Origin of the sequence: Janthinobacterium sp. YR213, assembly GCF_900099875.1 — a bacterium.
Classification (GTDB): Bacteria; Pseudomonadota; Gammaproteobacteria; order Burkholderiales; family Burkholderiaceae_D; genus Janthinobacterium; species Janthinobacterium lividum.
In genome coordinates, this window is sequence record NZ_FNDA01000002.1 from 183,851 (window position 1) to 207,772 (window position 23,922).

A 23,922-nucleotide genomic window follows, 5' to 3' on the forward strand; every position below is an offset into this window, starting at 1 on the left:
GCTGTGCCGTTTGCACGAGAACAAGCCTGCCGCGGCGACGCCGCAGGCTTTTTTAATGCGCGCGCTATCGTGCGCTGGCTAGGCAAGGTGGGCGAATTACGGTAGTCTTATCTTTTTTGCATTGATTGATATTATGTCCAAGAAAATACTCGTGACCGGCGCATCCGGTTTCATCGGTTCGCATACCTGTGTCGAATTGCTGGCTGCCGGCTTTGATGTCGTTGCAGTGGATAATTTGTGCAATAGCGCGCGCGAAGCGATGGCGCGCGTGGAGCGCATCTCCGGCAAAAGCGTGCCCTTCTATGAAGCAGACGTGCGCGACCGCGCGGCCATGGCCGCCGTCCTGCGCGAACACGCCATCGATGCCGTGATCCATTTCGCGGGCTTGAAGGCCGTGGGCGAATCCGTGGCGCAGCCCCTGATGTATATGGACAACAATGTAACGGGCACCGTGGCCCTGCTGGAAGTGCTGGCGGCGGCGAATGTGAAGCGTTTTGTATTCAGCTCGTCGGCCACCGTGTATGGCGACCCGGAAGCCTTGCCGATCCTGGAAGCGTCGCGCCTGTCCGTGACCAACCCCTACGGCCGCTCGAAACTGATGGTCGAGCAGATCCTGGCCGATCTCGTGCATGCCGATGCACAATGGCAAGTCGGCGTGCTGCGCTATTTCAATCCGGTCGGCGCGCATGCCAGCGGCTTGATCGGCGAAGATCCAGCCGGCATTCCGAACAACCTGATGCCCTTCATCGCCCAGGTAGCCGTGGGCCGCCGGGAGCGCCTGGCCGTGTTCGGCAACGACTACGATACGCCGGATGGCACGGGTGTGCGCGACTACATCCACGTGGTCGACCTGGCGCTGGGCCATGTGGCCGCGCTGAACCGCCTGTTTTCCACCGAGGGCGGCTTTACTGTCAACCTGGGCACGGGCCACGGCTACAGCGTGCTCGATACCGTGCGCGCCTTCGAAGCGGCCAGCGGTCGCCAAGTCCCGTACGACATCGTGCCGCGCCGCCCCGGCGACATCGCCAGTTGCTACGCCTCGGCCGACAAGGCGAAAGAATTGCTGGGCTGGCAGGCGCAGAAAAATATCGACGACATGTGCCGCGACCACTGGCGCTGGCAGCACCAGAACCCGCAAGGCTACGCGGCGTAAACAAGCCCGGCAGATACAAAAAATCCCGCTCACACAACAGTGTGGCGGGATTTTTTAAAAGTGCCAACAACCCAATGGCGCCTGAAAAATGTCTGGGGCTAGGCGCAAAGCCGAAGACAGTACGCTAGTACGGCGAGGCGAAGCAACAACGCCCCAGGCATTTTCTCAGGCAGCCATTAAGGATACAGGCCGCGCACTTCACGAGCCTGGAGAACACGCGTGCATGCCAGGATGAAGGTGGCGGTACGCATCGACACTTTCTTCTCTTGCGACACTTGCCATACCGCGTCGAACGCTTCGCGCATGATGCGGGTCAGGCGGCTGTTGATTTCTTCTTCCGTCCAGAAGAAGCTCGAGAAGTTCTGTGCCCACTCGAAGTAGCTGACGGTCACGCCGCCGGCATTGGCCAGTACGTCCGGCACGATCAGCACGCCGCGGTCGGTCAGGATGTCGTCCGCTGCCGGCAGGGTCGGGCCGTTGGCGCCTTCCAGGATGATCTTGGCGCGGATGACTTGTGCGCGTTCGGCCGTGATCTGCTGTTCCAGCGCGGCCGGGATCAGGATGTCGCAATCGATGCCCCAGAAATCTTCGCGTGGCACGAATGCCTCGGCGCCCGGGAAGCCTTCGACGCTGCCCACTTCGGCCACGTGTGCCAGCAGTTGCGGGATGTTCAAGCCGCCAGCGTGCACGACGGTGGTCTTGTGGTCTTGTACCGCGACCACTTTCGAGCCAGCTTCAGCGAACATGCGTGCAGCGACGCCGCCCACGTTGCCGAAACCTTGCACGATGACTTTCGCGCCTTCGAGCGACATGCCGACCTTGGCGGCCGCATCGCAACCGACGACGAACACGCCGCGGCCCGTCGCATCGCGGCGGCCCAGGCTGCCGCCCAGCGAGATTGGCTTGCCCGTCACCACGCCGGTCGACATATTGCCGCCGATCATGGCGTAGCTGTCCATCATCCACGCCATGACTTGTTCATTCGTGTTGACGTCCGGCGCCGGGATATCCTTGTTGGGGCCGATGATCATGCTGATCTCGCTCGTGTAGCGGCGGGTCAGGCGTTGCAGTTCGTTGCGCGACAGGGTCTTCGGATCGACACGGATACCGCCCTTGGCGCCGCCGTATGGCACGTTGACCGCTGCATTCTTGACCGTCATCCAGGCCGACAGGGCCATCACTTCCGACAGGGTCACATCCTGGTGGAAGCGCACGCCGCCCTTGCCCGGACCGCGCGACAGATTGTGCTGCACGCGGTAGCCTTCGTAGTGGGCAATGGTGCCGTCATCGCGCTCGATAGGCACGTCGACCGTCAGGATGCGCTTTGGACGCTTCAGCGTTTCCACCCAGCGCGACAGGTTGCCCAGGTACGGCGTAACGCGGTCGATCTGCTCGAGGTAGACGCCCCATGGGCCAAGGTCTTCAGGATTCAGGTAGGAAGGAAGTGCGTGCTTGCTGGTCATGCTTGATAAGCTCCTGGACAATACGAATACGTTAGAGGCACAGCCGATATGCAGCTGCGCGCAGCGGAACCGCATCGTAGGCGATAGCCTCATGCCCCGGCCAATGCTTTGTGCGCATCCGGTTATGCATTTATTGCATAGTTGTGTTGCCAGGATTGCCAGTCAGGACCGGACGGCCTCGGTGGCGCGTTTGCGGCGCTTGCCCATGCGCGCCTTGCCATCCTGCGCCTGCACCAGGTATTGCCACAGGCTTTCGACGATCTGCTTGCCGGGACGCAGGCTGGACGGGCGTTCGCGGTACAAGCGGATTTCCAGCTCGATTTCCCAGCCTGGCGCGCCGCCATCGGCGCGCGCCAGGTGTTTGTATTTGACGTCGCGCATGACGGCCGATTCGGGCAGGAAGGCGATGCCGCGGCCTTCCAGCGCCATCATTTTCAAGCCTTCGGCCATGTCCGTTTCATAGCAGGTTTCCAGGAACAGGGGCGCCTTGGCGTCTGCCACCAGCAATTCCACCATGCGTCCCAGATAGGCGTTGCTGGTGTAGGAGAGGAAGGGCAGCGGCTCCTTGGCGCTGCCGGGCAGGACGAAGTCAGGCACCTTGTCCTGGCCGCAGCGCGCATACGCGCGCAGGGTTTCGCGGCCCATCACCAGCATGTCGTAGCGGCCCGGGTCCAGCTGCACCGGCTGGCGCGGATGGTGATAGCACAGCAGCAGGTCGCAGCCGCCATCGACCAGTTGCAGCACGGCGTCGTGCACGTTCAGCGCCATCAGGCGGCTGTTGATCGGCGCAAAACCTTCTTCCAGTGCCGTCAGCCATTTCGGCATGAAGGTCAGCGACAAGGTGTGGGGCACGGCGAAATCGACGCTCGTCTGCGTGGCCGCGCGCTTGCCGCGCAACAGGGCGCGCACGCCGTTGATTTGTCCCAGCATTTCCAGCGCCTGCTCGTAGAATACGGCGCCGGCCGGCGTCAAGCGCGTGGGATACGAGGTGCGGTCGACCAGGTCGATGCCGAGCCAGTTTTCCAGCGACTGGATGCGCCGCGAAAAGGCCGGCTGGGTGACGTGGCGCAGGGCCGCGGAACGGCTGAAATTATGCGTTTCAGCGAGCGAGATGAAGTCTTCCAGCCATTTGGTTTCCATCGCGGCAGCGTTCTCTTATCAAGGACAAGGGCAAAGTGTGGTGGTCAGGGCGTATCGGGCGATGCCGCCGGCTGATAGAGGGCGGCGGGCAGGCCGAAGAAGGACGGCGGGCCCAGGGTCGTGCCTTCGAGCGAGCCGCCCGCATTCAACGCCTTGTTGATGGCCGACAGCAAGGAGCTGCGGCTGGCCAGGTTTTGTATCAGCGCGCGCGGGCCGTTGTGGAAGGTATGCTGGGCGATATCCGCGGCGACGACAAAGATCGGCTCGCGGCGCAGGGGGAACTCCACCCACTCGCCGTCCTCGTCCTGCGCGCAGAAGGTATCGGGCAGGGTCATGTTGTCGGCGCCGGGCAGGTGCGACACCAGCACCAGGCCGAAGGCTTCCGGCACCACGTCGGCCAGGCGGCGCACGGTGAGATCGTCCTGCACCAGTAACCGTACTTGCGCTTCCACCGCGTCTTCGGCGTCGGGCTGGGCGCCGAGAATTTTCACGGCCTGATAGATCAGGTCGGACGAGAGTGCTTCCATCAAATCTTCCATCAAATCATCTCCAGGATCATGGCGACGATTTCGTCGCCGTACGAGGCCAGTTTTTTCTCGCCCACGCCGCTCACGCCGCGCATCTGCTCGAGCGAGGTGGGTTTGGCCTTGGCGATTTCGCGCAGGGTGGCGTCGACGAAAATGACGTAGGCGGGCACGTTGTGCGTGCGCGCCGTCTCCACGCGCCACCAGCGCAGCTTGTCGAAGATCGCCTGTTCGCTGGTGGACAAATCCGTCTCGACATAACCCTTCGCCACGCTGGTGCTGCGCTTGCTGGTTTTCACCGGTTTCTGGTATTGGCGCAGCTGCACCTTCTGGCCGCCCTTGAGCACGGGGCGCGAGGCGTCCGTCAGTTTCAGCGAGCTGTATTGTTCATGGTCGACCGAGACGAGGCCCAGCGCGATGGCCTGGCGCAGGATAGCTTTCCACTCCGCCTCGCCCAGGTCCGAGCCGATGCCGAACACGGATAGCGAATCGTGGTGCCAGGTCTTGATGCGTTCCGATTCCACGCCGCGCAGCACGTCGATCACGTGCCCGCCGGCGAAGCGCTGGTCGACGCGGTAGATGGCCGACAGCAGTTTTTGCACGGGCACCGTGCCGTCGAAGGACACGGGCGGCACCAGACACGTGTCGCAATTGCCGCACGGCGAAGCCGGTTCGCCGAAGTATTCGAGCAGGCGCATGCGGCGGCAGCTTAGCGTTTCGCACAGGCCCAGCATGGCGTCGAGTTTCACGCCCAGCACGCGCTTGAACGTGTCGTCCGCTTCCGATTCGTCGATCATGCGCCGCTGCAGCACCACGTCCTGCAAGCCGTACGCCATCCAGGCGTTGGCGGCCATGCCGTCGCGGCCCGCGCGCCCTGTTTCCTGGTAATAGCCTTCGATGCTTTTCGGCAGATCCAGATGCGCCACGAAGCGCACGTCGGGCTTGTCGATGCCCATGCCGAAGGCGATGGTGGCGACCATGACGATATTTTCTTCGCGCAGGAAGCGCGCCTGGTTGGCGCTGCGCTTGGCGTACTCCATGCCGGCGTGATACGGCAGGGCGCGGATGCCGCTCTGGTTCAGGAATTCCGCCGTCTCTTCGACTTTCTTGCGCGACAGGCAGTAGACGATGCCGCAGTCGCCCGCGTGTTCCGTGTTGATGAAGTCGAGCAGCTGCTTGCGGCCATTCGCCTTTTCCACGATCTGGTAGCGGATGTTCGGACGGTCGAAGGACGAGACGAACTGGCGCGCGTCTTCCAGCTGCAAACGCAGGGCGATTTCGGCGCGCGTCTGCGGGTCGGCCGTGGCCGTGAGCGCGATGCGCGGCACGTCCGGGAACTGTTCATGCAGCACCGACAGCTTGATGTACTCGGGGCGGAAGTCGTGGCCCCACTGGGCCACGCAATGCGCCTCGTCGATGGCGAACAGGGAGATCTTCGAGGCCTGGAACAGGTCCAGGCAGCGCTGCGTCATCAGGCGCTCGGGCGCCACGTAGACGACGTCGATGCCGCCCGTGCGCACCAGGCGCTCGATGCGGCTCGCTTCTTCGTAAGTCTGCGTGGAATTGAGGAAGGCGGCGCGCACGCCGACTTCTTCCAGCGCATCCACCTGGTCCTGCATCAGCGCGATCAGCGGCGAGACGACGACGCCGACGCCGTCGCGCAGCAGGGCGGGAATCTGGTAGCACAGCGACTTGCCGCCGCCGGTGGGCATCAGTACCAGCGCGTCGCCGCCGTGGCTGACGTGGTCGACGATGTCGGCTTGCTGGCCGCGGAAGGCCGGGTAGCCGAAAACGGTTTGCAGCAGGTGCAGCGCGCGCTGATTAAGATCTTGATTCATAGTGCCTTATTCTGCCCAAACAACCCAGCCGTAGTGGGCGCTGGCCAACACCAGCAAGCCGAACACAATGCGGTACCAGGCAAAAAACGTGAAGTCGTGCGAGCTGATATAGCGCAGCAGCCAGCGCACGCACAGGAAGGCGGAGATGAAGGCGGACACGGTGCCCAGGCCGAACAGGGGTACGTCGGTGGCCGACAGGATGTCGCGCGCTTTATACAGCGAGTAGAAGGTGGCCGCCAGCAGGGTCGGGATGGCCAGGAAGAACGAGAATTCGGTGGCCGTCTTGCGCGACAGGCCCAGCAGCATGCCGCCGATGATGGTCGAGCCGGAACGGCTGGTGCCGGGGATCAGCGCGAACGCCTGCGCGCAGCCCACTTTCAAGGCGTCGAACGGCGTCATTTCATCGACCGAGTTGACGCGCACGGTGACGGGATTGGTGCGCGCGCGACGCTCCACCAGCAAAATCACGATGCCGCCGATGATGAATGCCATGGCGACAGGTACTGGCTTGAACAGCGCATGCTTGATCATCTTGCCGATGGCCAGGCCGATGATGGCCAGGGGCAGGAAGGCGATGGCCACGTTCAGCACGAACTTGCGCGACTTCGCTTCGCTGCCGAAGGTGGTCAGCACGTTGCCGATGCGCTGGCGGTATTCCCAGCACACGGCCAGGATGGCGCCGGCCTGGATGGCGATCTCGAAGACATCCATGACTTCTTTCGATACATCCTTGGTAAAGTCGAGCAGGCTGCCGGCCAGGATCAGATGTCCCGTGGACGAAATCGGCAAGAATTCGGTAAAACCTTCGACCAGCCCCATGATGATGGCTTTTAACGCAAGAATGAGATCCATAGATGTATAAACGGGTATAAGTGGCAGGATGGGGTGACCGCGTGGCGCCAGCAATGTGCGCGGGGTCGAAGCTTACCATGCCGGAGGCCCGTCGAGCCGATTTGGGCGCTGGCGGGCAGCGGTTTTTTGCCGCCGCCCGCCAGGCAAGGGGAGGGTTCAGGCAGCCTGTTTTGCCGGCGCCACCAGGCGCGCGCTGGCCGCCACCAGCAGCAGGGCGGCGCCCAGCATGGCGAAGGCGATATTCAGGCTGGTGGCGTGCGCCACGAAACCGATGACGGCCGGGCCGGCCAGGATGCCCGCGTAGCCGATGGTGGTGATGGCCGCGACCGCCAGGCTGGCCGGCATGGCGTGCTGCTGGCCCGCCGCCGTGAACAGGATGGGGACGATGTTCGCCGCGCCCAGGCCGATCAGCACGAAGCCGAGCATGGCCAGGCCGGCGTGCGGCGCCAGCACGGCCAGGAAGAAGCCTGCCGCTGCGCACAAGCCGCCGAAAGTAAGCACCCGTTTGCCGCCAAAGCGGCTGACCACTTTGTCGCCCGTAAAACGGCCCACCGTCATGGCGATGGCGAAGGCGGCGTAGCCGAGGCCGCCCTTGGCTTCTTCCACGCCGCGCGTGGTGGTGAGGAACAGGGCGCTCCAGTCGAGGATGGCGCCTTCGGCCAGGAAGACGATAAAGCACAGCAAGCCGATGAAAATGACGGCGCCATGCGGCATGACGAACAGCGGCGTCTTTTCGCCGGAGGCGGACGCCGTCGGCAGCAGATGGCCTTGCGCCGCGCCCAGCACGCCGCACAGCAGCAGCATCACCACCACGCAGGACCAGGCCGGTGTCAGGCCCAGCCACAGCAGCAGGGCCATGCAGGCCGCGCCGGCGAAGCCGCCCACGCTGAACAGGGCATGAAAGCCCGACATCATGGCGCCCCCGTTGGCTTTTTCGATGATCACGGCCTGGATGTTGATGGCCACGTCAAACGTGCCCATGGCCGCGCCGAATACCAGCAGCACCAGGCCCAGCTGCAGCGGCGTGGCCGCCAGCGCCAGGCCGGGCAGCACGGCGGTCAGCAGCAGGCCGGCGCCGACGATGACCTTGCGGCAGCCAAAGCGGCTGGCGAGCATGCCTGTAAACGGCATCGCGCACAGCGAGCCGGCGCCCAGGCACAGCAGCAAAATGCCGAGGGTGGCTTCATCGAGGCCCAGGCGCGACTTGGCGTAGGGAACCAGCGGGGCCCAGGCGGCCATGCCGAGACCGGCGGCGAAGAAGACCAGGCGCGTGGCGCGTTGTTGCAGGGTGCCGGTGAGATGCATGATGGAACTTTTCAAAGGTCGGGGTGGATAAAATCAGGCGTGGGCGCGCAGCACTTGCACGCCCAGCCGTTCAAAGGCGGCCCCGTGGGCAGCGTCGGCATCGGCTTCCAGCACCAGGTGCTGCAGCAAGCCCGTGGCCAGCACGCCGAAGGGCGCGGCGGTGCCCAGCTTGTCGCTGGTGAGGGCCACCACCACCGCCTTGCTGGCGCCCGCAATGCTGCGCTTGAACTCGGCCTCGTCGTAGTTGAACGCCGTCACGCCCGCGTCCGCGTCGGCGCCGCAAGCGCCGAGGAAACACAGGTCGGGATGCATGCGCTCGACGGTGCGCAAGGCTTGTGGTCCCAGGCTGGCGCCGGCGCGGCGATCGACCCTGCCGCCAGCCATGATGAGTTCGATTTCCGGGCGTTCCATCAGGGCCATGGCAATGGCTGGCGCATTGGTGACGACAGTGAGCGCCAACTCTGGCAACGCGCTGGCGATGGCCAGGTTGGTCGAGCCCGCATCGAGAAACAGCACCTGTCCCGCGCGCACGAGGGACACGGCGGCCTGCGCCAGGCGCGCCTTGCGCTCGGGCGCTTCCTGCTTGCGCTGGCTCAAGGTGCCGCCATCGGGCGCCAGCGGCAGGGCGCCGCCATACACGCGCTGGCACAGGCCGGCCGCCGCCATCTCGCGCAAGTCGCGGCGTATCGTATCTTCGGAAACGTCGAGCTGGCGGGCCAGATCCAGCGCCAGCACGCGGCCATCGGCGTGCAATTGTTGCTGGATCAGTGCGTGGCGTTGTTTGAGGAGCAGGGTGGCGGACATGGGGTATATTGAAACGTGCAGGAACGTGCATGAATATACGCAAACGTGCAAAATGCGTCAATGTTTACTTGCTGCAGGCATCGTGCTCAGGATAGGAGCAGGCAGGGACTGCCCACGGCAGTCCTGTCACAAATGAATTTGCAAGAAAGATAAATTTACGTTTATGCTCATCGCCGATATCGTGATGCACCTTGGTGTTTGCTTGCCGAGGAATAAGGGAAACAGGCGGATGAGCGACATTAAACTTTTCAAGTTGGCCCATGGCCAAGCCCAGGAACTGCAAGGTAGCGCATCGGACCTGGAAAAACCATTGCAAACCTTGATTGAGGCAAACCTCGATACTTTGCTAAGCATCCGTTTTCTGGCGAGCGAGTATTCGACCGGAAAGACGCATGCTGGCCGCATCGATTCCCTTGGATTGGATGAGAACAATTGCCCGGTCATTCTTGAATACAAACGGTCGGTTGGCGAAAATGTGATCAATCAAGGTTTGTACTACCTGGATTGGCTGATGGACCATCAGGCAGACTTTAAACTGCTGGTCCTCGACAAGCTAGGCAAGCTGGCATCGGAGGCCATCGATTGGAGCGCGCCGCGGGTGATTTGCATTGCGGCCGACTTTACCAAGTTTGATAGCCATGCCGTCCAGCAAATAGGCCGGACGATCGAACTTATTCGCTATCGCCGATTTGCAGAGGATCTGCTTCTTCTTGAATCCGCAAGCGCCGGCATGGATCCCGCAACAAAGAAAGGCCCCGCCAAGCGCCAGACATCGGTGCCAGCCAGCTTGGAAACAATGGCGGCTGGGCCCGCAGATGGGGGTACGCACAAGCCGACGGGACCAGACAGGGCATTTGTAGAAATCTTGGCAGCTCTGTCGGAGTCCATGCGTCAGTTGCTGGCCTCGCTAGAGGATTACACGATGTCGTTGGGGGATGATGTTGAGCGTAAGGAGCTGCGCCTGTACTTGGCTTTCAAACGGCTGAAAAACTTTGCGACGGTGGTGATACACAAGAAGAATTGCCTCGTGCTCTATTTGCACATCGACCCGGCGCCCGTCTTGCACGTCCTGCCAAAAGCGCGCGACGTGAGCGCCATCGGGCATTGGGGGACGGGTAATCTGGAGATCAACATCAGCACGCTCGCGGAACTGGATGCTGCAAAGCCGTACATTTTTGCCGCGTATGCAGGTCGGAGTAGCGTGAAAACGTAGTTACTGGGGGCCCTATGCCTCTATCGGTTGTGCGGCGCTGTTGCCTGTTCCAGCTCGTCCAGCCAGCGGATGGCATGTTCGCGGCTGCTGCCGCACATGTCTGCCGATGGCTGCAAGCCGCCGCAAAAGGCGGGCCGCTCCGGCTGGCCAAAAATATTGCAACGGTTGTCGTCAGCCAGCTGGATGCAGCGCACGCCCGCCGGTTTTCCATCCGGCATGCCGGGAATCGGGCTGTTGATGGACGGTGCGGTGCAGCAGGCGCCGCAGGAGGGGCGGCATGCCAGGGTGGCAGATGGTGACATGGGATTTCAGACGGGCGGGTGAGGAGCCGACAGTATAGCAAGCCGGCTCCCATGCGTCGCCAGGGCGCGATTAGCGCACGATGCTGACGCGCTTGCCCGACAGGGTGCGGCGGGCCGGGTCGCCATGCACGGTGATGCGGCCGGAACCGCTGGCGCGGGCGTTGACTTCATGCTGGACGGTGACGTCGATGTCGCCGGAACCGTTGCTCGCCAGATAGGCAACGTCGCTGCGCAGCGACGCCAGGTTGATATCGCCCGAGCCATTCACGTTGGCATCGAGACGCTGCACGGTGCCGCTGGCGCTGATGCTGCCCGAGCCATTGACGGCCACGTTGATGCGTTCGCCGCGCACGCTGCCCAGCTGGATGCTGCCCGAGCCGTTCTGCACCGCGTCCGTGTTGCCGCTGGCGAGGGCCGCCGCGTTGATGCTGCCGGAACCATTGTTGGCCACGTCGAAGCGTCCCACGCTACCCGACAGTTCGCTTTTCATCGAACCGCGCTGCTCCAGGCTGAAATCGTCGCCATTCAGGCCGCTGACCACCAGGCGGCCCGAGCCGGAGATGTTGATCTTCTTCAATTGTGGCGTCGTATAGATGACGTGGATACCATTGCTGCTGCGAATATTTGTATCGCTCCAGATGCGCAGGGTATTGCCGTTCACGTCGCTGTGGATCAACGGTTGCAGATTGCTGTCCGCTTCGATCACCAGCGATGCCGCCGGGCCGACGCGCACGTCGATCTTGATATCGATGCGCTTCATGTTGTCGATGTCGAGCGCGGTGATGTTGCCGACCTGGCGCACGTCGCGGCTCACTTGCCCGTTGCCCTGGATGGCATTGCCGCCCGATTCGGCATAGCGCACTTCGCCGTCGTTGGGGTTGATGACGATGGCGCAACCGCCGAGGACAACGGCACAGCACAGGGCCAGCAAGGTACGCATGGTGTTTCCTTTATGATTGTTTTAGTTCAGGACAAGAAAAAAGCCGGCTGCCGCGCCGCGGCTGCCGTGCTGTCGATGAGAAGATAGCAAGGCGGCACGGTGGTTTGAAGGGAAATGCGATGAACTGCGCAAAATGGGGGCTGAAACGCATTCTGGCTCACCCGTTACCGAAGGTCAGGGCGGCAAAGGGCGGTGCCGCCGACCCTGGCGCGGAGGGTACAATACGGGGAGTTGGCAGCCTGGCCAAGTGTCTTGCGTGGTGGTACGGCCAGTGCTTGACCTTGACGGTAGACCGGTCTACCATTAATGACTCAAAAGTAAGTTACTTGGAAAGACACATGCAAGCCCCGATTGATACCAAGCCCCGCTGGGAGCGGCGCAAGGATGCCCGCCCGCAGGAACTGCTCGCCGCCGCCCTCGACCTGTTTGTCGAACGGGGCTTCGCATCGACGCGCCTGGAGGATGTGGCCAAGCGGGCCGGCGTGTCGAAAGGCACGCTGTACCTGTACTTTGAGAACAAGCAAGAGCTGTTCAAGGCCGTGGTGCGCGACAATATTGTGCAGTCGATCGGCGAGGCGGAAGACAGCATGGCCGCCTCGGACAGCAGCAGTGCCGAGTTGCTGCGCAAGGTGATGATGCAGTGGTGGGAAGAGTTCGGCGCCACCAAGCTGGCCGGTTTGACCAAGCTGATGCTGGCCGAAGCGAACAATTTCCCGGAACTGGCGCAGTTTTACAACGAAGAAGTCGTCACGCGCGGCAATGGGCTGATCGTCAGCCTGCTGGAACGGGGCATGCAGCGGGGCGAATTCCGCCAGGTCGATCCCGTGCTGGTCAGTACCATCCTCAGCGCGCCCGTCACCATGCTGATGATGTGGACGCATTCCTTCCTGCCGTGCGAGGTCAAGAACATCGATCCGATCGCCTATATGGATGCCTTTATCGACATGAGCTTGCGCAGTCTGCAGGTGGAGGCGCCCGGGAAAAGTTGACATGCCGAGCTTGCCTCTACCGTTCAGTTGCCCCTTTTCCAAGGTTCGCCCCCTCAAATCTGCAGATCGTCGCAAATTTCCTCCATTCCCCGTCTTTATGGTTAACATGTGCTTTCAGCCAGTTCAACGATAAAATGGCGGATTATTACTTCACTTACCGAGTCCAAAGATGAATATCGAACAAGCCCGCTTCAATATGATCGAACAGCAGATCCGTCCATGGGACGTACTGGATATCGACGTATTGGAGCTGTTGAATGTGGTCAAGCGTGAAGATTTCGTGCCGGCCGCCTATAAAAACCTGGCCTTCGTCGATACCGAAATCCCACTGGGCGGCGGCGAATGCATGTTGACGCCGAAGCTGGAAGCGCGCATTTTGCAAGACGTAGCCGTCAAAAAGCATGAAAATGTGCTGGAAATCGGCACCGGCAGCGGCTACATGGCGGCTTTGCTGGCGCACAAGGCGCGTCATGTGACGAGCGTGGAAATCGTTCCCCAATTGAAAACCCTGGCCGAACAGACCCTGGCCGCCAACGGCGTGACGAACGTCACCGTGGAACTGGGCGACGGCGCGCAAGGCTGGAGCAAGGGCGCACCGTATGACGTGATCGTCGTGTCCGGCGCCCTGGCCGTGTTGCCGGAAGCACTGTTGCAACAAGTGAAAGTCGGCGGCCGCATCCTGGCCATCATCGGCGAAGCGCCGATCATGTCGGCGCACCTGATCACGCGCAGCTCGGACAAGGCCTACGACACGCGCAAGCTGTTTGAAACCAATGTCACGCCGCTGCAAGCCGTGGCACCGTCGCATTTCCAGTTCTGAGGCGACCGATTCGATGGAGCATTTGAGTGCACCGCAGCTGGCCGCCTGGCTGGCTGACCCTTCCCGCCCGCGTCCGTTTTTGCTGGATGTGCGGGAACAGTGGGAGTTCGACCTGTGCCACCTCGACGGTGCCACCCTGATGCAGATGAACTCCATTCCTGCGCGCATCGATGACCTCGATGAAGACGCCGAGATCGTCTGCATCTGCCATCACGGCATGCGCAGCATGCAAGTGGCGGCCTTCCTGGAGCGCAATGGTTTTGGCAAGATCAGTAATTTGACGGGCGGCGTGCATGCCTGGGCGCTGCAAGTCGACAGCGCGATGCCTAAATACTAAGTTATTTTGCAGTAGATGCACCCAGGCATGTTTTCCTGCATGCCTGCGGAGGCCTGTACCCCGCTCACCCGGCGGGCGCAAGGCAAGCGGTAGCAGATTTTTGATTCCATCAACTTTTGACGACTCCAACGGAGAAATGCAATGCGGAAACCCCTTATCGCCGTGCTGATGACCAGCGCCTTTGTCTCGATGACATACTCGCTGCAAGCGCAGGCGGCCGATCTCATCCAGGTGTACCAGCAGGCGCTGGCCAATGACGCGCAGTATGCGAGCGCGCGGGCGGCCCTGTCGGCCGGGATGGAGCGGGTTCCGCAGGGGCTGGCAGGCTTGCTGCCGCAAATCTCCGCCTCGGGCAGCAATACGCGCGGCAATCAGGAACAGATCGTCCAGAACAATGGCGGCAACAAGATCACTTCGCCATCCGTGAACGTGCGCACGAACAGCTACAACCTGACCCTGGCGCAGCCGCTGTTCCGCTGGGACCGCTGGGAAACCTATCAGCAAAGCAAGCTGGCGCAAGCGATTGCTGAAGCGCAATTTGCGCAAGTCCAGCAAGACCTGATCACCCGCGTGGCGCAGGCGTATTTCGATGTGCTGAGCGCGCAGGACAACCTGGGCGCCACGCAGGCGCAAAAGGTCGCCACGACGGAGCAGCTGGCATCGGCCAAGCGCAACTTCGAAGTCGGCACGCAAACGATTACCGACACGCACGAAGCGCAGGCGGCCTACGACCTGGTGGTGGCGCAGGAGTTTGCCGCCATCAATGACCTGGCCAACAAGCGCAGCGCCTTGCAAACCATCATTGGCGAAGCGCCAACGAATCTGGCGCCGATGCGCACGGGCGTGGTCATCAGCGCGCCGGAACCGGCTGCCGTCGAGCCGTGGGTATCATCCGCCGAAGAGCAGAACTATGGCGTCGTCACGGCCCAGTTCAACGTGGAATCGGCCAAGCGCGACATCGGCCGCAACCGCGCCGGCCACTACCCGACCCTGGACCTGATCGCCAACACGGGCCATAGCTACACTTCCGGTGGCGGCAATGGCAGCGGCAATAACAACAATGCCATCGGCGTGCAGTGGAGCATCCCGATCTTCAGCGGCTTTGCCGTCACCAGCAAGGTGCGCGAATCGATCGCGCTGGAAAACAAGGCCCGCAACGACCTGGAAACGGCACGCCGCACGGCATCGCAAGGCGCGCGCCAGGCTTTCCTCGGCGTTAATAGCGGCCTGGCGCAAGTCAAGGCGCTGGAAGCGGCGGAAGTGTCGAGCAAGTCGGCGCTGGAATCGAACCAGCTCGGCTATCAAGTGGGCGTGCGCATCAATATCGACGTCTTGAATGCGCAGAAACAATTGTTCTCGACACAAAAAGACCTGTCGAAAGCCCGCTACGACACCATCATGAACGGCTTGCGCCTGAAGGCAGCAGCCGGCACCCTGAAGGAAACGGACTTGATGCCGGTGAATGCCTTGCTCGACAAGTAAGCGCGGTCTTGCTGTCAACTTCAAATAAAACCAGCACCGGCAGCGGCGCTGGTTTTTTTTCGTCTTGACGTGCTTTCACACGGTGCGGGTATTGGCCACTTGCGTCACGATCACGCCGGCCACCACCAGCCCCGCGCCGGCCCAGTGCAGTGGAGAAATGTGCCTGACGGCAAAGCCCAGCAAGCCGTAGCGGTCGATGGCCAGCGCGGCCAGCATTTGCCCGCCGATGACGGCCGCCATGAAGGGGCCGGACCCCATGCGTGGCGCCAGCATCAGGGCAGCCGTAATATAGAACACGCCGGCCGCGCCGCCCAGCCAGGACCAGCCCGGCCCGCGCATGGCGAGGCTGACATCGGGCGCCGGCACCCGCCAGACCAGCATCACGAGCGAAGCGAGCACTGCGCTGACGGCCAGCGAGGCGAGGGTGGCCCACAGCGGGTGACCCAGGTTGCGGCCCAGCGCGGCATTCGCGCCCGCCTGGAAGGGGACGACGGCGCCGGCCAGCATGGCCAGCGGGGCAAATACGGTAATCCATCCATGCATGTGCGACTCCCACAGTTGAGTTGATGGGGGCATCGTATTATGCTGTGATGATTAAATCCAATTCGTAGTTTGTCATCCAACTATGCACCAAATGAATAATCTGCGCGCCGTCGATTTGAACTTGCTGGTGATCCTGGACGCGCTGCTGAGCGAGCGCCATTTGTCGCGCGCAGCCGAACGTTTGCACATGAGCCAGCCTGCCGTCAGCCATGCGCTGGCCCGCTTGCGCCACCTGCTCGGCGATCCGCTGCTGCTGCGCGGCAAGGGCGGCTTCCAGCCGACGGCGCGGGCTTTGGAATTGGCGCGGCCGCTGGCCGAAGCCTTGCAAAGCGTGCGCTCAGTGCTGGGCGGTGCCGTCTTCGAGGCGGCCACGGCGCAGCGCGTGTTTCGCCTGGCCATGTCGGATTACGGCGCGGCAATGATCTTGCCCCGCCTGTTGCGCCGCTTGCGCGTGGAAGCGCCCGGCATCGACCTGGCCGTCAGTTACGCCAGCCGTCCGGCCGTGATCGCTGGTGTGCAGGATGGCGAGATCGACCTGGCGCTCGGTGTGTTCCCGCAACTGCCCGAGCAGCTCCATAGAGAAATTTTATTTGAGGAAACGTTCGTGTGCGCGCTCGATCCCGCCAGCCTGGCGGCCGGTGAAATGCTGAGCCTGGAAACCTATCTGGCGCGCCCGCACGTGCTGGTGGCGTCCAGCGAAGGCGGCATGGCGGCCGAAGTCGACGCGGCCCTGGCCCAGCTGGGACAGACGCGCCGCATCGCCGTGCGTGTGCCGTACTGGACGGTCGCACCGGACGTGGTGATGGGGACGGACTTGATCCTGACGGTGGCGCGGCGCGCCTTGCAGGGCAGCGCGGCGCAAGGGCTGGCGCAGTACGCTGCACCGTTTACCATCGCGCCGTTTGCGTTTGAAGTGATACGGCACCGCCGCACGGACGGCGATGCGGGCATCGCCTGGCTGCGCGCGGCCATTGCACAGGCCGCTGAGCCAGGCTGAGGTATTACAGGCCGCCGCCCTGGCCGTCGAACTTGCGCTCGATCAATTCGATCTTGTAGCCGTCCGGGTCGGTGATGAAGGCGATGACCGTGTTGCCGCCTTTCACGGGACCCGGTTCGCGCGTGACGTTGCCGCCATTTGCGCGTGCCGCGTCGCACGCGGCGACGATGTCGTCGGCCGAGATGGCGATGTGGCCGTAGGCCGTGCCCAGCTCATAGCTGGTGGTGCCATAGTTATACGTCAGTTCCAGTTCCGCGTGGTCGGGATTCGAGCCATAGCCGACGAAGGCCAGCGTGTACTGGTATTCCGGGTTGTCGCTGGTGCGCAGCAATGTCATGCCCAGGACCTTGGTGTAAAAATCGATGGAGCGCTGCAGGTCGCCGACCCGTAACATGGTGTGCAAAATACGCATCGTAAATCCTTGATGATGATAGGGGAATGGCAGGATTTTATGCGTTTTACGGCTTTCTTGCCGAGACCGCCCCAGCTGTCCTGGTGCAGGACAGCAGCGGACGGTGACGTTAGTGCCGCTGGATTTACTCCAGATGGGCATCCAGCGTGATTTCCGTGGCCAGCAACTTGGACACGGGGCAGCCGAGCTTGGCGCGCAGGGCCGCATCCTGGAACGCTTCTTCCGTGGCGCCGGGAATGCTGGCCACCAGGGTCAGGTGCACGGCCGTGATGGCATAGCTGCCATCGATTTTTTCCAGGCTGACATCGGCCGTGGTTTTCAGTGCCGTGGCACGCAGGCCCGCTTCGCCCAGTTGGCCGGACAGGGCCATGGTGAAGCAGGCCGCATGGGCAGCGCCGATCAGTTCTTCCGGATTGCTGCCGGGACCGTCTTCGAAGCGCGTGTTGAAGCCATATGCCACATTGTCGAGCGCGCCGCTTTGGGTGGAAATAAACCCTTTGCCATCTTTAAGGCCGCCACTCCAGACGGCTGATCCTGTTTTTTTCATGATGTACTCCTTGCGTGGTTCGAGCGTCCATCATGCGCGCCAGGGCTTGGCGCTTCCGTTCGTTGCGTCACACAGGGGGCGCATGCGCGGCACGGGGCAGGGCCGCTCACGGCGCCGGCGTCACGCGCCAGATGACATTGCCCACGTCGTCCGCCACCAGCAGCGCGCCCGCCTTGTCGACCGCCACGCCGACGGGGCGTCCCTGCGCCTTGCCATGGCTGTCGAGGAAACCGGCGATGACGTCCTGCGGCGGGCCGCTGGGCACGCCGTTGGCGAATGGCACATAAATGACTTTATAGCCGCTGAAGGGCTTGCGGTTCCACGAGCCGTGCTGGCCGATGAAGGCACCGCCCCGGTAGCGTTCGGGCAGCAAGGCGCCGTCATAGAACGCCAGTCCCAGCGAAGCCGTGTGCGCGCCCAGCGCGTAGTCGGGCGCGATGGCGGTGGCCACCAGTTCGGGGCGCGGCGGCTTGACCCGCGCATCGACGTGCTGGCCGAAATAACTGTAGGGCCAGCCATAGAAGCCGCCGTCCTTGACGGACGTCATGTAATCGGGCACCAAATCGTTGCCCAGCTCGTCGCGCTCATTGACGGCCGTCCAGAGGGTGCCCGTTTTGGGTTGCCAGGCGATGCCGTTCGGATTGCGTAAACCCGTCGCATACACGCGCGCCTTGCCCGTGGCGCGCGTGACTTGCCAGATCGCGGCGCGGCCATCTTCGGCCGCCATGCCGTTCTCGCCCACATTGCTGTTCGAACCGACGGATACATAGAGAAATTTGCCGTCGGCGCTGGCGACGATGTTCTTGGTCCAGTGGTGATTGATGGGGCCACCTGGCAAATCCATCACCTTGACGCCTGGCGCCGTGATGGCCGTCTGGCCTTCCTTATAAGGAAAACGCATCAAGGCATCGGCATTCGCGACATACAGATCGTTGCCCACCAGGGCCATGCCAAATGGCGAATGCAAGCCTTGCAGGAACACGCTGCGCGTCTGCGCCACGCCGTTGCCATCCGTGCCGCGCAGCAGGGTGATGCGGTTGGCGCTGGGCGTGGCCGCGCCCGCTTTTTTCATCTGCATCTGCATGATGGCGCCCTTGATGCCCTTGCTGTCGTCCGGTTTCGGCGGCGCATTCGTTTCCGCCACCAGCACGTCGCCATTCGGCAGCACGTACAGCCAGCGCGGATGGTCGAGGTCGCGCGCATATGCATGGATGGCCAGGCCGGCCGCGACCACGGGGCGCTGTGCGGCCGTCCAGCGCTGCACGGGCGCTACGTTGACGGTGGGAATCAGTTGCTTGTCAGGCGCAGGCAGGGCGGGTTGCGGGCCAAAGCCCACGGGCATGGCGGGCGCCTGGGCGTGGGCGACCGTGGTGCCGCAGGCAGCGGCCACCAGGAATGAACAGACATAACGGTGCATGGCGTACTCCATAACACTAGCAATGCGGGCAGCGGCGCGTGACAGTTGGAGTCAGCGCGCCTTCTTTGGTTCCAGCTGCGCGTCGGGACGGGCCTGTTTCGGTTCGGCCGGCTTGACCTTTTCCACGCCGGGCTGGGCGCGCCGATCCGTATCGACCAGGCCCTGTTCCAGGTCGCTGGCCGCCTGTTGCATGATTTTGCGCGGGCGTGCGTTTTGCGCATCGGGGGACTCGTCGCGCTCGTGCGGCAGGCGGTCGACGCCGTCATTCTTGACCTTTTCATCGGTATTGATCTTGCGTTCGCTTGGTGGGGTATGCATATGGCCTCCTGGCAGTAAAGTGAAACCAGTGTCCCGCCGCGCCAGGCCGCCTGCAAGCGGATTTGTCCATGCTGGGAGCGCTGGCGCACGCATGGACGAATCTTTTTCTGCGCTACACTGCGTGCAACACCAAGAACGCCCCTTGCGGGCACACGGCAGCCGCACTATACTGTGCATATATACAGTATCATGCGATGCCGGCGTGCGACGCGACAGCCTGGGGCGGTTTGCCACCGAATTTACTACCGAGACTCTTATGCCCGTCGATACACACGCCGAACAGCCAGCCGCGCACTCGCCAGCCCCGGGCGAACGCTTCAACCTGGGCGCCAAGACCATCGCCCTGGTCGTGCGTCAGAATACGGATGGCATTGCCGAGCCCGTGAAAAGCATCGTCGATTTCCTGCAAGTGCTGGGCCATACGGTGGTCTTCGAAGCGGAGACGGCGGCGCATCTGAACCTGGCGTTTCCCGGCGTGCGCGCCATGTCGCCGGCCGAGATCGGCGCCGCCGCCGATTGCGCCATCGTCATGGGCGGCGACGGCACCATGCTGGGCATTGCGCGCCAGCTGGCGCCATTCGACGTACCCTTGATCGGCATCAATCAAGGACGTTTGGGTTTCATGACCGATATCCCGCTCGAGCGCATGCTGCCCGTGCTGGCGCAAATTCTCGGTGGCCGCTTTAAGGCCGAACGCCGTACTTTGCTTGAAGGCAGCGTGCTGCGCGACGGCGAGTCGATTCACGTGGGCATGGCCGTCAACGATGTCGTCGTCTCGCGCGGCGCCGGTGCCGGCATGGCCGAATTGCGCGTCGAGGTCGATGGCCACTTCATGTACAACCAGCGTTCGGATGGCTTGATCATTTCCACGCCCACGGGCTCGACCGCGTATTCGCTGTCGGCCGGCGGCCCATTGCTGCACCCGACCCTGGGCGGCATCGTGCTCGTGCCGATCGCCCCGCATGCGTTGTCGAACCGTCCCATCGTCCTGCCCGACTCCAGCCAGATCGTCGTGGAAATCGTGCGCGGGCGCGATATCAGCGTCAATTTCGACATGCAGACCTTTGCCAGCCTGGTGCAGCAAGACCGCATCCTCATCCGCCGCTCGCCGCATACGATTACCTTCCTGCATCCGGAAGGGTGGAGTTACTACAACACCCTGCGTGAAAAGTTGCACTGGAATGAGTACCCGTCGGGCGAGGGCAAGCTCAGCTAACTAGTTTTCTCTACGTCAACCCGCGGTGCGCCGCCTAACCACAGAAGCCATGCTCCATACACTGTCCATCCGCGATTTTGTCATTGTCGATACCATTGAACTGGAATTTTCCGCCGGCTTCAGCGTGCTGACGGGCGAGACGGGCGCCGGCAAGTCCATCCTCATCGATGCGCTGACCCTGGCGCTGGGCGGGCGCGGCGACGCCAGCGTGGTGCGCGAAGGCGCGGCCAAGGCCGACATCACGGCCGATTTCTCCGTCAGCGAAGTGGCGCAGGCCTGGCTGGTGGCGCATGAATTCGCCAACGACGATGGCGGCGCCCTGTTGCGCCGCGTGATCGATAATGCGGGCCGCTCGAAGGCATATATCAACGGCATCCCCGCCACGGCCGCGCAGCTGCGCGAACTGGGCGACATGCTGGTCGATATCCACGGCCAGCACGCGCACCAGTCCCTGCTGAAAAGCGAAGCCCAGCGCGCCTTGCTCGATGGCCAGGCGACGGCACGCGAAGCGGGCGCGGAACAGGATGCGCGGCAAGTGGCGGCGCTGCACAAGCGCTGGCGCGCCCTCGTGCGCCAGCGCGAAGAATTCGAAACCAACGCCGCCAACGTGCTGTACGAGCGCGAACGCCTGGAATGGCAAGTGGGAGAACTGGAAAAGCTGGCCGCCAAGCCCGGTGAATGGACGGACATCACGAACGAGCACAGCCGCCTGTCGCATGCGGCCAGCCTGCTGGAAGGGGCGCAGGAAGCCCTGTCGACTATTTCCGAGTCGGAAGACCACCCGATCGTGTCGCAACTGTCGGCCCTGAACCAGAAGCTGGGCAAGCTCGTCTCCGTCGATGCGGAATTGCAGCCGATTGTCGACCTGATCGAATCGTCGCGCATCCAGTTGCAGGAATCCGTGTACGCGCTGAACAATTACCTGGACCGGGTCGAGCTGGACCCGGAGCGCCTGCACCAGCTCGACGCGCGCATGGAAGCCATGCACAGCACGGCCCGCAAATTCCGCGTCACGCCGGAAGAATTACCCGAGGAACACGCGAAGCTGTCGGAAAAGCTGCAGCACCTGGCCGACGCTTCCGACATCGAAGGCTTGCTGCGCCAGGAAGCGAAGATCGAAGCCGAGTACCGCAGCGTGGCCGAGCGCTTGTCCGACACGCGCCGCGCCGCCGCCCTGGAACTGGGGCACGCCGTCACGCGTGCCATGCAGGAACTGAGCATGACGGGCGGCAGCTTTGAAATCGCCCTGCACCCGTGCGAGCCGGCCGCCCACGGGCTCGAACAAGTGGAGTTTCTTGTCGCCGGTCATGCGGGCACGGCGCCCCGCTCGCTGGCGAAAGTCGCGTCCGGCGGCGAACTGGCGCGCATCGCGCTGGCCATCTCCGTCATCACCTCGCACGCCACCACCACGCCGACCCTGATCTTCGACGAGGTCGACAGCGGCATCGGCGGCGCCGTCGCCGAAGTGGTGGGCCGCCTGTTGAAACGCCTGGGGCAGGGACGCCAAGTGCTGTGCGTGACCCACTTGCCGCAAGTGGCCAGCCAGGCGAATCAGCATTTCCAGGTGGCAAAAAGCACCCTGGACAATGGCAAGACGGCGTCGCGCATCGACATGCTCGACGCCAAGGCCAGGGTGGAAGAAGTGGCGCGCATGCTGGGCGGCCTGGAAATCACGGCCACCACGCGCAAGCATGCACGCGAGTTGCTGGCTATCTAGTACCCCTAACCAAACCTACTGCGCGTCGTGGGTCGCAGCCTGCGATGCTCACTGCCTCGGCGGCCTCATGCTTCGCACAGTTCCGCTTCTCGGGCCAACGGGGGCGCCGAGCCTCGCTGCCGCTCGCTACGGTTTTGTTAGGCGTTGTTAGCGTAAACCGGTCTGGCGAGAATAGCAGTTAACCTTATGCCGTTCCTTTCCATCTTTCCCGATGTTGACGCAATGTAACTATAATGGTCGGCTAATCCATCCAACGCCTTCGAAGAGCCTTCATGTCATTTCAAACAGAACCGTCGTACACGCATGGCAGTATCGACCGCAGCGCCGTGGTGCTGGTCAACCTGGGCACGCCCGATGCGCCGACGTCGTCGGCCGTGCGGCGCTACCTGAAGCAATTTTTGTCGGATCCGCGCGTGGTGGAGATTCCCCGCATCGTCTGGTGGTTCATTTTGAACCTGATCATTTTGCCCTTCCGCTCCGGCCAGTCGGCCAAGAAATACGCGTCGATCTGGACGCGCGAAGGTTCGCCCCTGAAAGTGCACACGCAAAAGCAAGCCAAGTTGCTGGCCGGCGCCCTGGCCGAGCGGGGTCACGACGGCGTGACGGTGGCCATGGCCATGCGCTACGGTTCGCCTTCCTTGCCCGAGGTGCTGGCCAGGCTGAAAAGCGAAGGCTGCGAGCGCATCGCCATCCTGCCTGCCTATCCGCAATACTCGGGCACGACGACGGGTTCCATCTACGACGCCGTGTTTGCCCATTACGCCAACGTGCGCAATGTGCCGGAATTGCGCTTTATCAAGCAGTATCACGAGCACGACACGTATATCGACGCCTTGCGCGACTCCGTGCTGAACCACTGGGAAGCGCATGGCCGTCCGGAAAAACTGGTGATGAGTTTTCATGGCGTGCCCAAGCGCACCCTGCTGCTGGGCGATCCCTACCACTGCCAATGCCTGAAAACGGCGCGCCTGCTGGCGGAAAAGTTAAAATTAAGTAAAGAGCAATACGTGGTGACTTTCCAGTCGCGCTTTGGCAAAGCCGAATGGCTGCAGCCGTACACGGCGCCCACCCTCGTGGCGCTGGCGCAACAGGGCGTCAAGCGCGTCGACCTGCTGTGTCCCGGCTTTACCAGCGATTGCCTGGAAACGCTGGAAGAGATCGCCATGGAAGCCAAGCATGATTTTGAAACGGCCGGCGGCCAGCAGTTTCACTACATCGCTTGCTTGAACGAAACACCCGCCTGGATCGCAGGCATGGCGGAAATTGCGGAACAGCACATGATTGGCTGGCCGACGATGAAGACGGTACCGCAGCGTGAAGCGGACAGGAAAGCGGGCGAGCAGGCGCGCACGGCGGCACTGGCGCTGGGCGCGACCAACTGACAACTGCATTTTTCGCCATCTAAAAGCCGCGCTTGCGCGGCTTTGTCATGTCTGGCGCGGCCAAGGGGCTTTCCAAATAGCAACACCACCAGTGGCGATGGCCGCGGCGGGGCTGGTAGAATGCCCGCTTTGCCGTGGGAAGCCTGGAAAATCAAGGGGCGCGCGCACGGATCGCTGGCCGAAATGGGTAGCGTTTTGTAATAAGCTGTAA

Annotated in this window: 24 protein-coding genes; 10 read left to right on the forward strand and 14 right to left on the reverse strand. The window is 62.7% G+C overall.

What is annotated here, in order from left to right:
* The first annotated feature begins 133 nt into the window (after positions 1-133).
* Positions 134-1,153 carry a UDP-glucose 4-epimerase GalE gene (gene galE, locus BLT98_RS10015; RefSeq protein WP_092607352.1) on the forward strand — a complete coding sequence of 340 codons (1,020 nt, stop codon included), beginning with the start codon at positions 134-136 and terminating at the stop codon, positions 1,151-1,153.
* Positions 1,154-1,329: 176 nt separating this feature from the next.
* Here galE and BLT98_RS10020 read toward each other — a convergent pair whose 3' ends face one another.
* From BLT98_RS10020 to BLT98_RS10050, 7 genes are all read right to left on the reverse strand, one after another.
* Positions 1,330-2,616 carry a Glu/Leu/Phe/Val family dehydrogenase gene (locus tag BLT98_RS10020; RefSeq protein WP_034785857.1) on the reverse strand — a complete coding sequence of 429 codons (1,287 nt, stop codon included), beginning with the start codon at positions 2,614-2,616 and terminating at the stop codon, positions 1,330-1,332.
* Positions 2,617-2,778: 162 nt separating this feature from the next.
* A complete protein-coding gene (locus BLT98_RS10025) occupies positions 2,779-3,756 on the reverse strand; it encodes a LysR family transcriptional regulator (RefSeq protein WP_070281717.1) in 978 nt (325 codons plus the stop codon).
* Between the two features lie 44 nt (positions 3,757-3,800).
* Positions 3,801-4,283: a hypothetical protein gene (locus BLT98_RS10030; protein ID WP_170846354.1), complete on the reverse strand. Its 483-nt coding sequence runs from the start codon at positions 4,281-4,283 to the stop codon at positions 3,801-3,803.
* An 11-nt stretch (positions 4,284-4,294) separates the two neighbouring features.
* Complete coding sequence (gene recQ / locus BLT98_RS10035) at positions 4,295-6,118, reverse strand: DNA helicase RecQ (RefSeq protein WP_092607355.1); 1,824 nt, start codon at positions 6,116-6,118, stop codon at positions 4,295-4,297.
* Between the two features lie 6 nt (positions 6,119-6,124).
* On the reverse strand, positions 6,125-6,970 hold the full coding sequence (locus tag BLT98_RS10040; RefSeq protein ID WP_092607358.1) for an undecaprenyl-diphosphate phosphatase: 846 nt from the start codon (positions 6,968-6,970) through the stop codon (positions 6,125-6,127).
* 156 nt (positions 6,971-7,126) lie between these two features.
* Positions 7,127-8,275, reverse strand: a complete 1,149-nt coding sequence (locus BLT98_RS10045; RefSeq protein WP_052140435.1) for an MFS transporter — start codon at positions 8,273-8,275, stop codon at positions 7,127-7,129.
* Positions 8,276-8,308: 33 nt separating this feature from the next.
* The gene (locus tag BLT98_RS10050) at positions 8,309-9,079 is read right to left on the reverse strand and encodes a DeoR/GlpR family DNA-binding transcription regulator (RefSeq protein ID WP_092607361.1); all 771 of its coding nucleotides are present in this window, start codon (positions 9,077-9,079) and stop codon (positions 8,309-8,311) included.
* Positions 9,080-9,308: 229 nt separating this feature from the next.
* On the opposite strand from BLT98_RS10050, the gene BLT98_RS10055 reads away from it, so the two are divergent.
* Positions 9,309-10,292, forward strand: coding sequence for a DUF5655 domain-containing protein (locus BLT98_RS10055; RefSeq protein ID WP_092608593.1), 984 nt, complete (start codon positions 9,309-9,311; stop codon positions 10,290-10,292).
* Positions 10,293-10,312: 20 nt separating this feature from the next.
* On the opposite strand, the gene BLT98_RS10060 is transcribed toward BLT98_RS10055, so the two are convergent.
* A complete protein-coding gene (locus BLT98_RS10060) occupies positions 10,313-10,594 on the reverse strand; it encodes a YkgJ family cysteine cluster protein (RefSeq protein WP_092607364.1) in 282 nt (93 codons plus the stop codon).
* Between the two features lie 70 nt (positions 10,595-10,664).
* Complete coding sequence (locus tag BLT98_RS10065) at positions 10,665-11,534, reverse strand: head GIN domain-containing protein (protein WP_092607367.1); 870 nt, start codon at positions 11,532-11,534, stop codon at positions 10,665-10,667.
* Positions 11,535-11,872: 338 nt separating this feature from the next.
* Here BLT98_RS10065 and BLT98_RS10070 point away from each other — a divergent pair, with 338 nt between their 5' ends.
* From BLT98_RS10070 to BLT98_RS10085, 4 genes are all read left to right on the forward strand, one after another.
* Complete coding sequence (locus tag BLT98_RS10070; RefSeq protein WP_034788763.1) at positions 11,873-12,523, forward strand: TetR/AcrR family transcriptional regulator; 651 nt, start codon at positions 11,873-11,875, stop codon at positions 12,521-12,523.
* Between the two features lie 169 nt (positions 12,524-12,692).
* Entirely contained in the window at positions 12,693-13,343 is a 651-nt protein-coding gene (locus BLT98_RS10075) for a protein-L-isoaspartate O-methyltransferase family protein (protein WP_034788761.1), read from the forward strand.
* A 13-nt stretch (positions 13,344-13,356) separates the two neighbouring features.
* A complete protein-coding gene (locus BLT98_RS10080; RefSeq protein WP_034788759.1) occupies positions 13,357-13,680 on the forward strand; it encodes a rhodanese-like domain-containing protein in 324 nt (107 codons plus the stop codon).
* 141 nt (positions 13,681-13,821) lie between these two features.
* Positions 13,822-15,162, forward strand: coding sequence for a TolC family outer membrane protein (locus tag BLT98_RS10085; RefSeq protein WP_070254684.1), 1,341 nt, complete (start codon positions 13,822-13,824; stop codon positions 15,160-15,162).
* A 75-nt stretch (positions 15,163-15,237) separates the two neighbouring features.
* Here the strand turns inward: BLT98_RS10085 and BLT98_RS10090 are convergent, their stop codons facing one another.
* On the reverse strand, positions 15,238-15,705 hold the full coding sequence (locus BLT98_RS10090; RefSeq protein WP_092607370.1) for a DMT family transporter: 468 nt from the start codon (positions 15,703-15,705) through the stop codon (positions 15,238-15,240).
* Positions 15,706-15,796: 91 nt separating this feature from the next.
* Between BLT98_RS10090 and BLT98_RS10095 the strand changes: the two genes are divergently transcribed.
* Positions 15,797-16,702 (forward strand): LysR substrate-binding domain-containing protein, encoded by a 906-nt coding sequence (locus BLT98_RS10095; RefSeq protein ID WP_092607373.1) that lies wholly within the window; start codon positions 15,797-15,799, stop codon positions 16,700-16,702.
* A 4-nt stretch (positions 16,703-16,706) separates the two neighbouring features.
* Here the strand turns inward: BLT98_RS10095 and gloA are convergent, their stop codons facing one another.
* The 4 genes from gloA to BLT98_RS10115 all read right to left on the reverse strand — a co-directional run bounded on the left by gloA (position 16,707) and on the right by BLT98_RS10115 (position 19,396).
* Complete coding sequence (gloA, locus tag BLT98_RS10100) at positions 16,707-17,114, reverse strand: lactoylglutathione lyase (protein ID WP_071653386.1); 408 nt, start codon at positions 17,112-17,114, stop codon at positions 16,707-16,709.
* A 124-nt stretch (positions 17,115-17,238) separates the two neighbouring features.
* Positions 17,239-17,661 (reverse strand): OsmC family protein, encoded by a 423-nt coding sequence (locus BLT98_RS10105; RefSeq protein ID WP_034788746.1) that lies wholly within the window; start codon positions 17,659-17,661, stop codon positions 17,239-17,241.
* A gap of 106 nt (positions 17,662-17,767) precedes the next feature.
* Entirely contained in the window at positions 17,768-19,078 is a 1,311-nt protein-coding gene (locus BLT98_RS10110; RefSeq protein WP_092608596.1) for a PQQ-dependent sugar dehydrogenase, read from the reverse strand.
* A 51-nt stretch (positions 19,079-19,129) separates the two neighbouring features.
* Positions 19,130-19,396 carry a hypothetical protein gene (locus BLT98_RS10115; protein WP_034788743.1) on the reverse strand — a complete coding sequence of 89 codons (267 nt, stop codon included), beginning with the start codon at positions 19,394-19,396 and terminating at the stop codon, positions 19,130-19,132.
* Between the two features lie 256 nt (positions 19,397-19,652).
* Between BLT98_RS10115 and BLT98_RS10120 the strand changes: the two genes are divergently transcribed.
* From BLT98_RS10120 to hemH, 3 genes are all read left to right on the forward strand, one after another.
* Positions 19,653-20,612, forward strand: a complete 960-nt coding sequence (locus BLT98_RS10120; protein WP_244517455.1) for an NAD kinase — start codon at positions 19,653-19,655, stop codon at positions 20,610-20,612.
* Between the two features lie 49 nt (positions 20,613-20,661).
* Positions 20,662-22,329: a DNA repair protein RecN gene (gene recN / locus BLT98_RS10125; RefSeq protein ID WP_092607376.1), complete on the forward strand. Its 1,668-nt coding sequence runs from the start codon at positions 20,662-20,664 to the stop codon at positions 22,327-22,329.
* 272 nt (positions 22,330-22,601) lie between these two features.
* Entirely contained in the window at positions 22,602-23,711 is a 1,110-nt protein-coding gene (gene hemH / locus BLT98_RS10130) for a ferrochelatase (protein WP_092607379.1), read from the forward strand.
* The last annotated feature ends 211 nt before the right edge of the window (positions 23,712-23,922 follow it).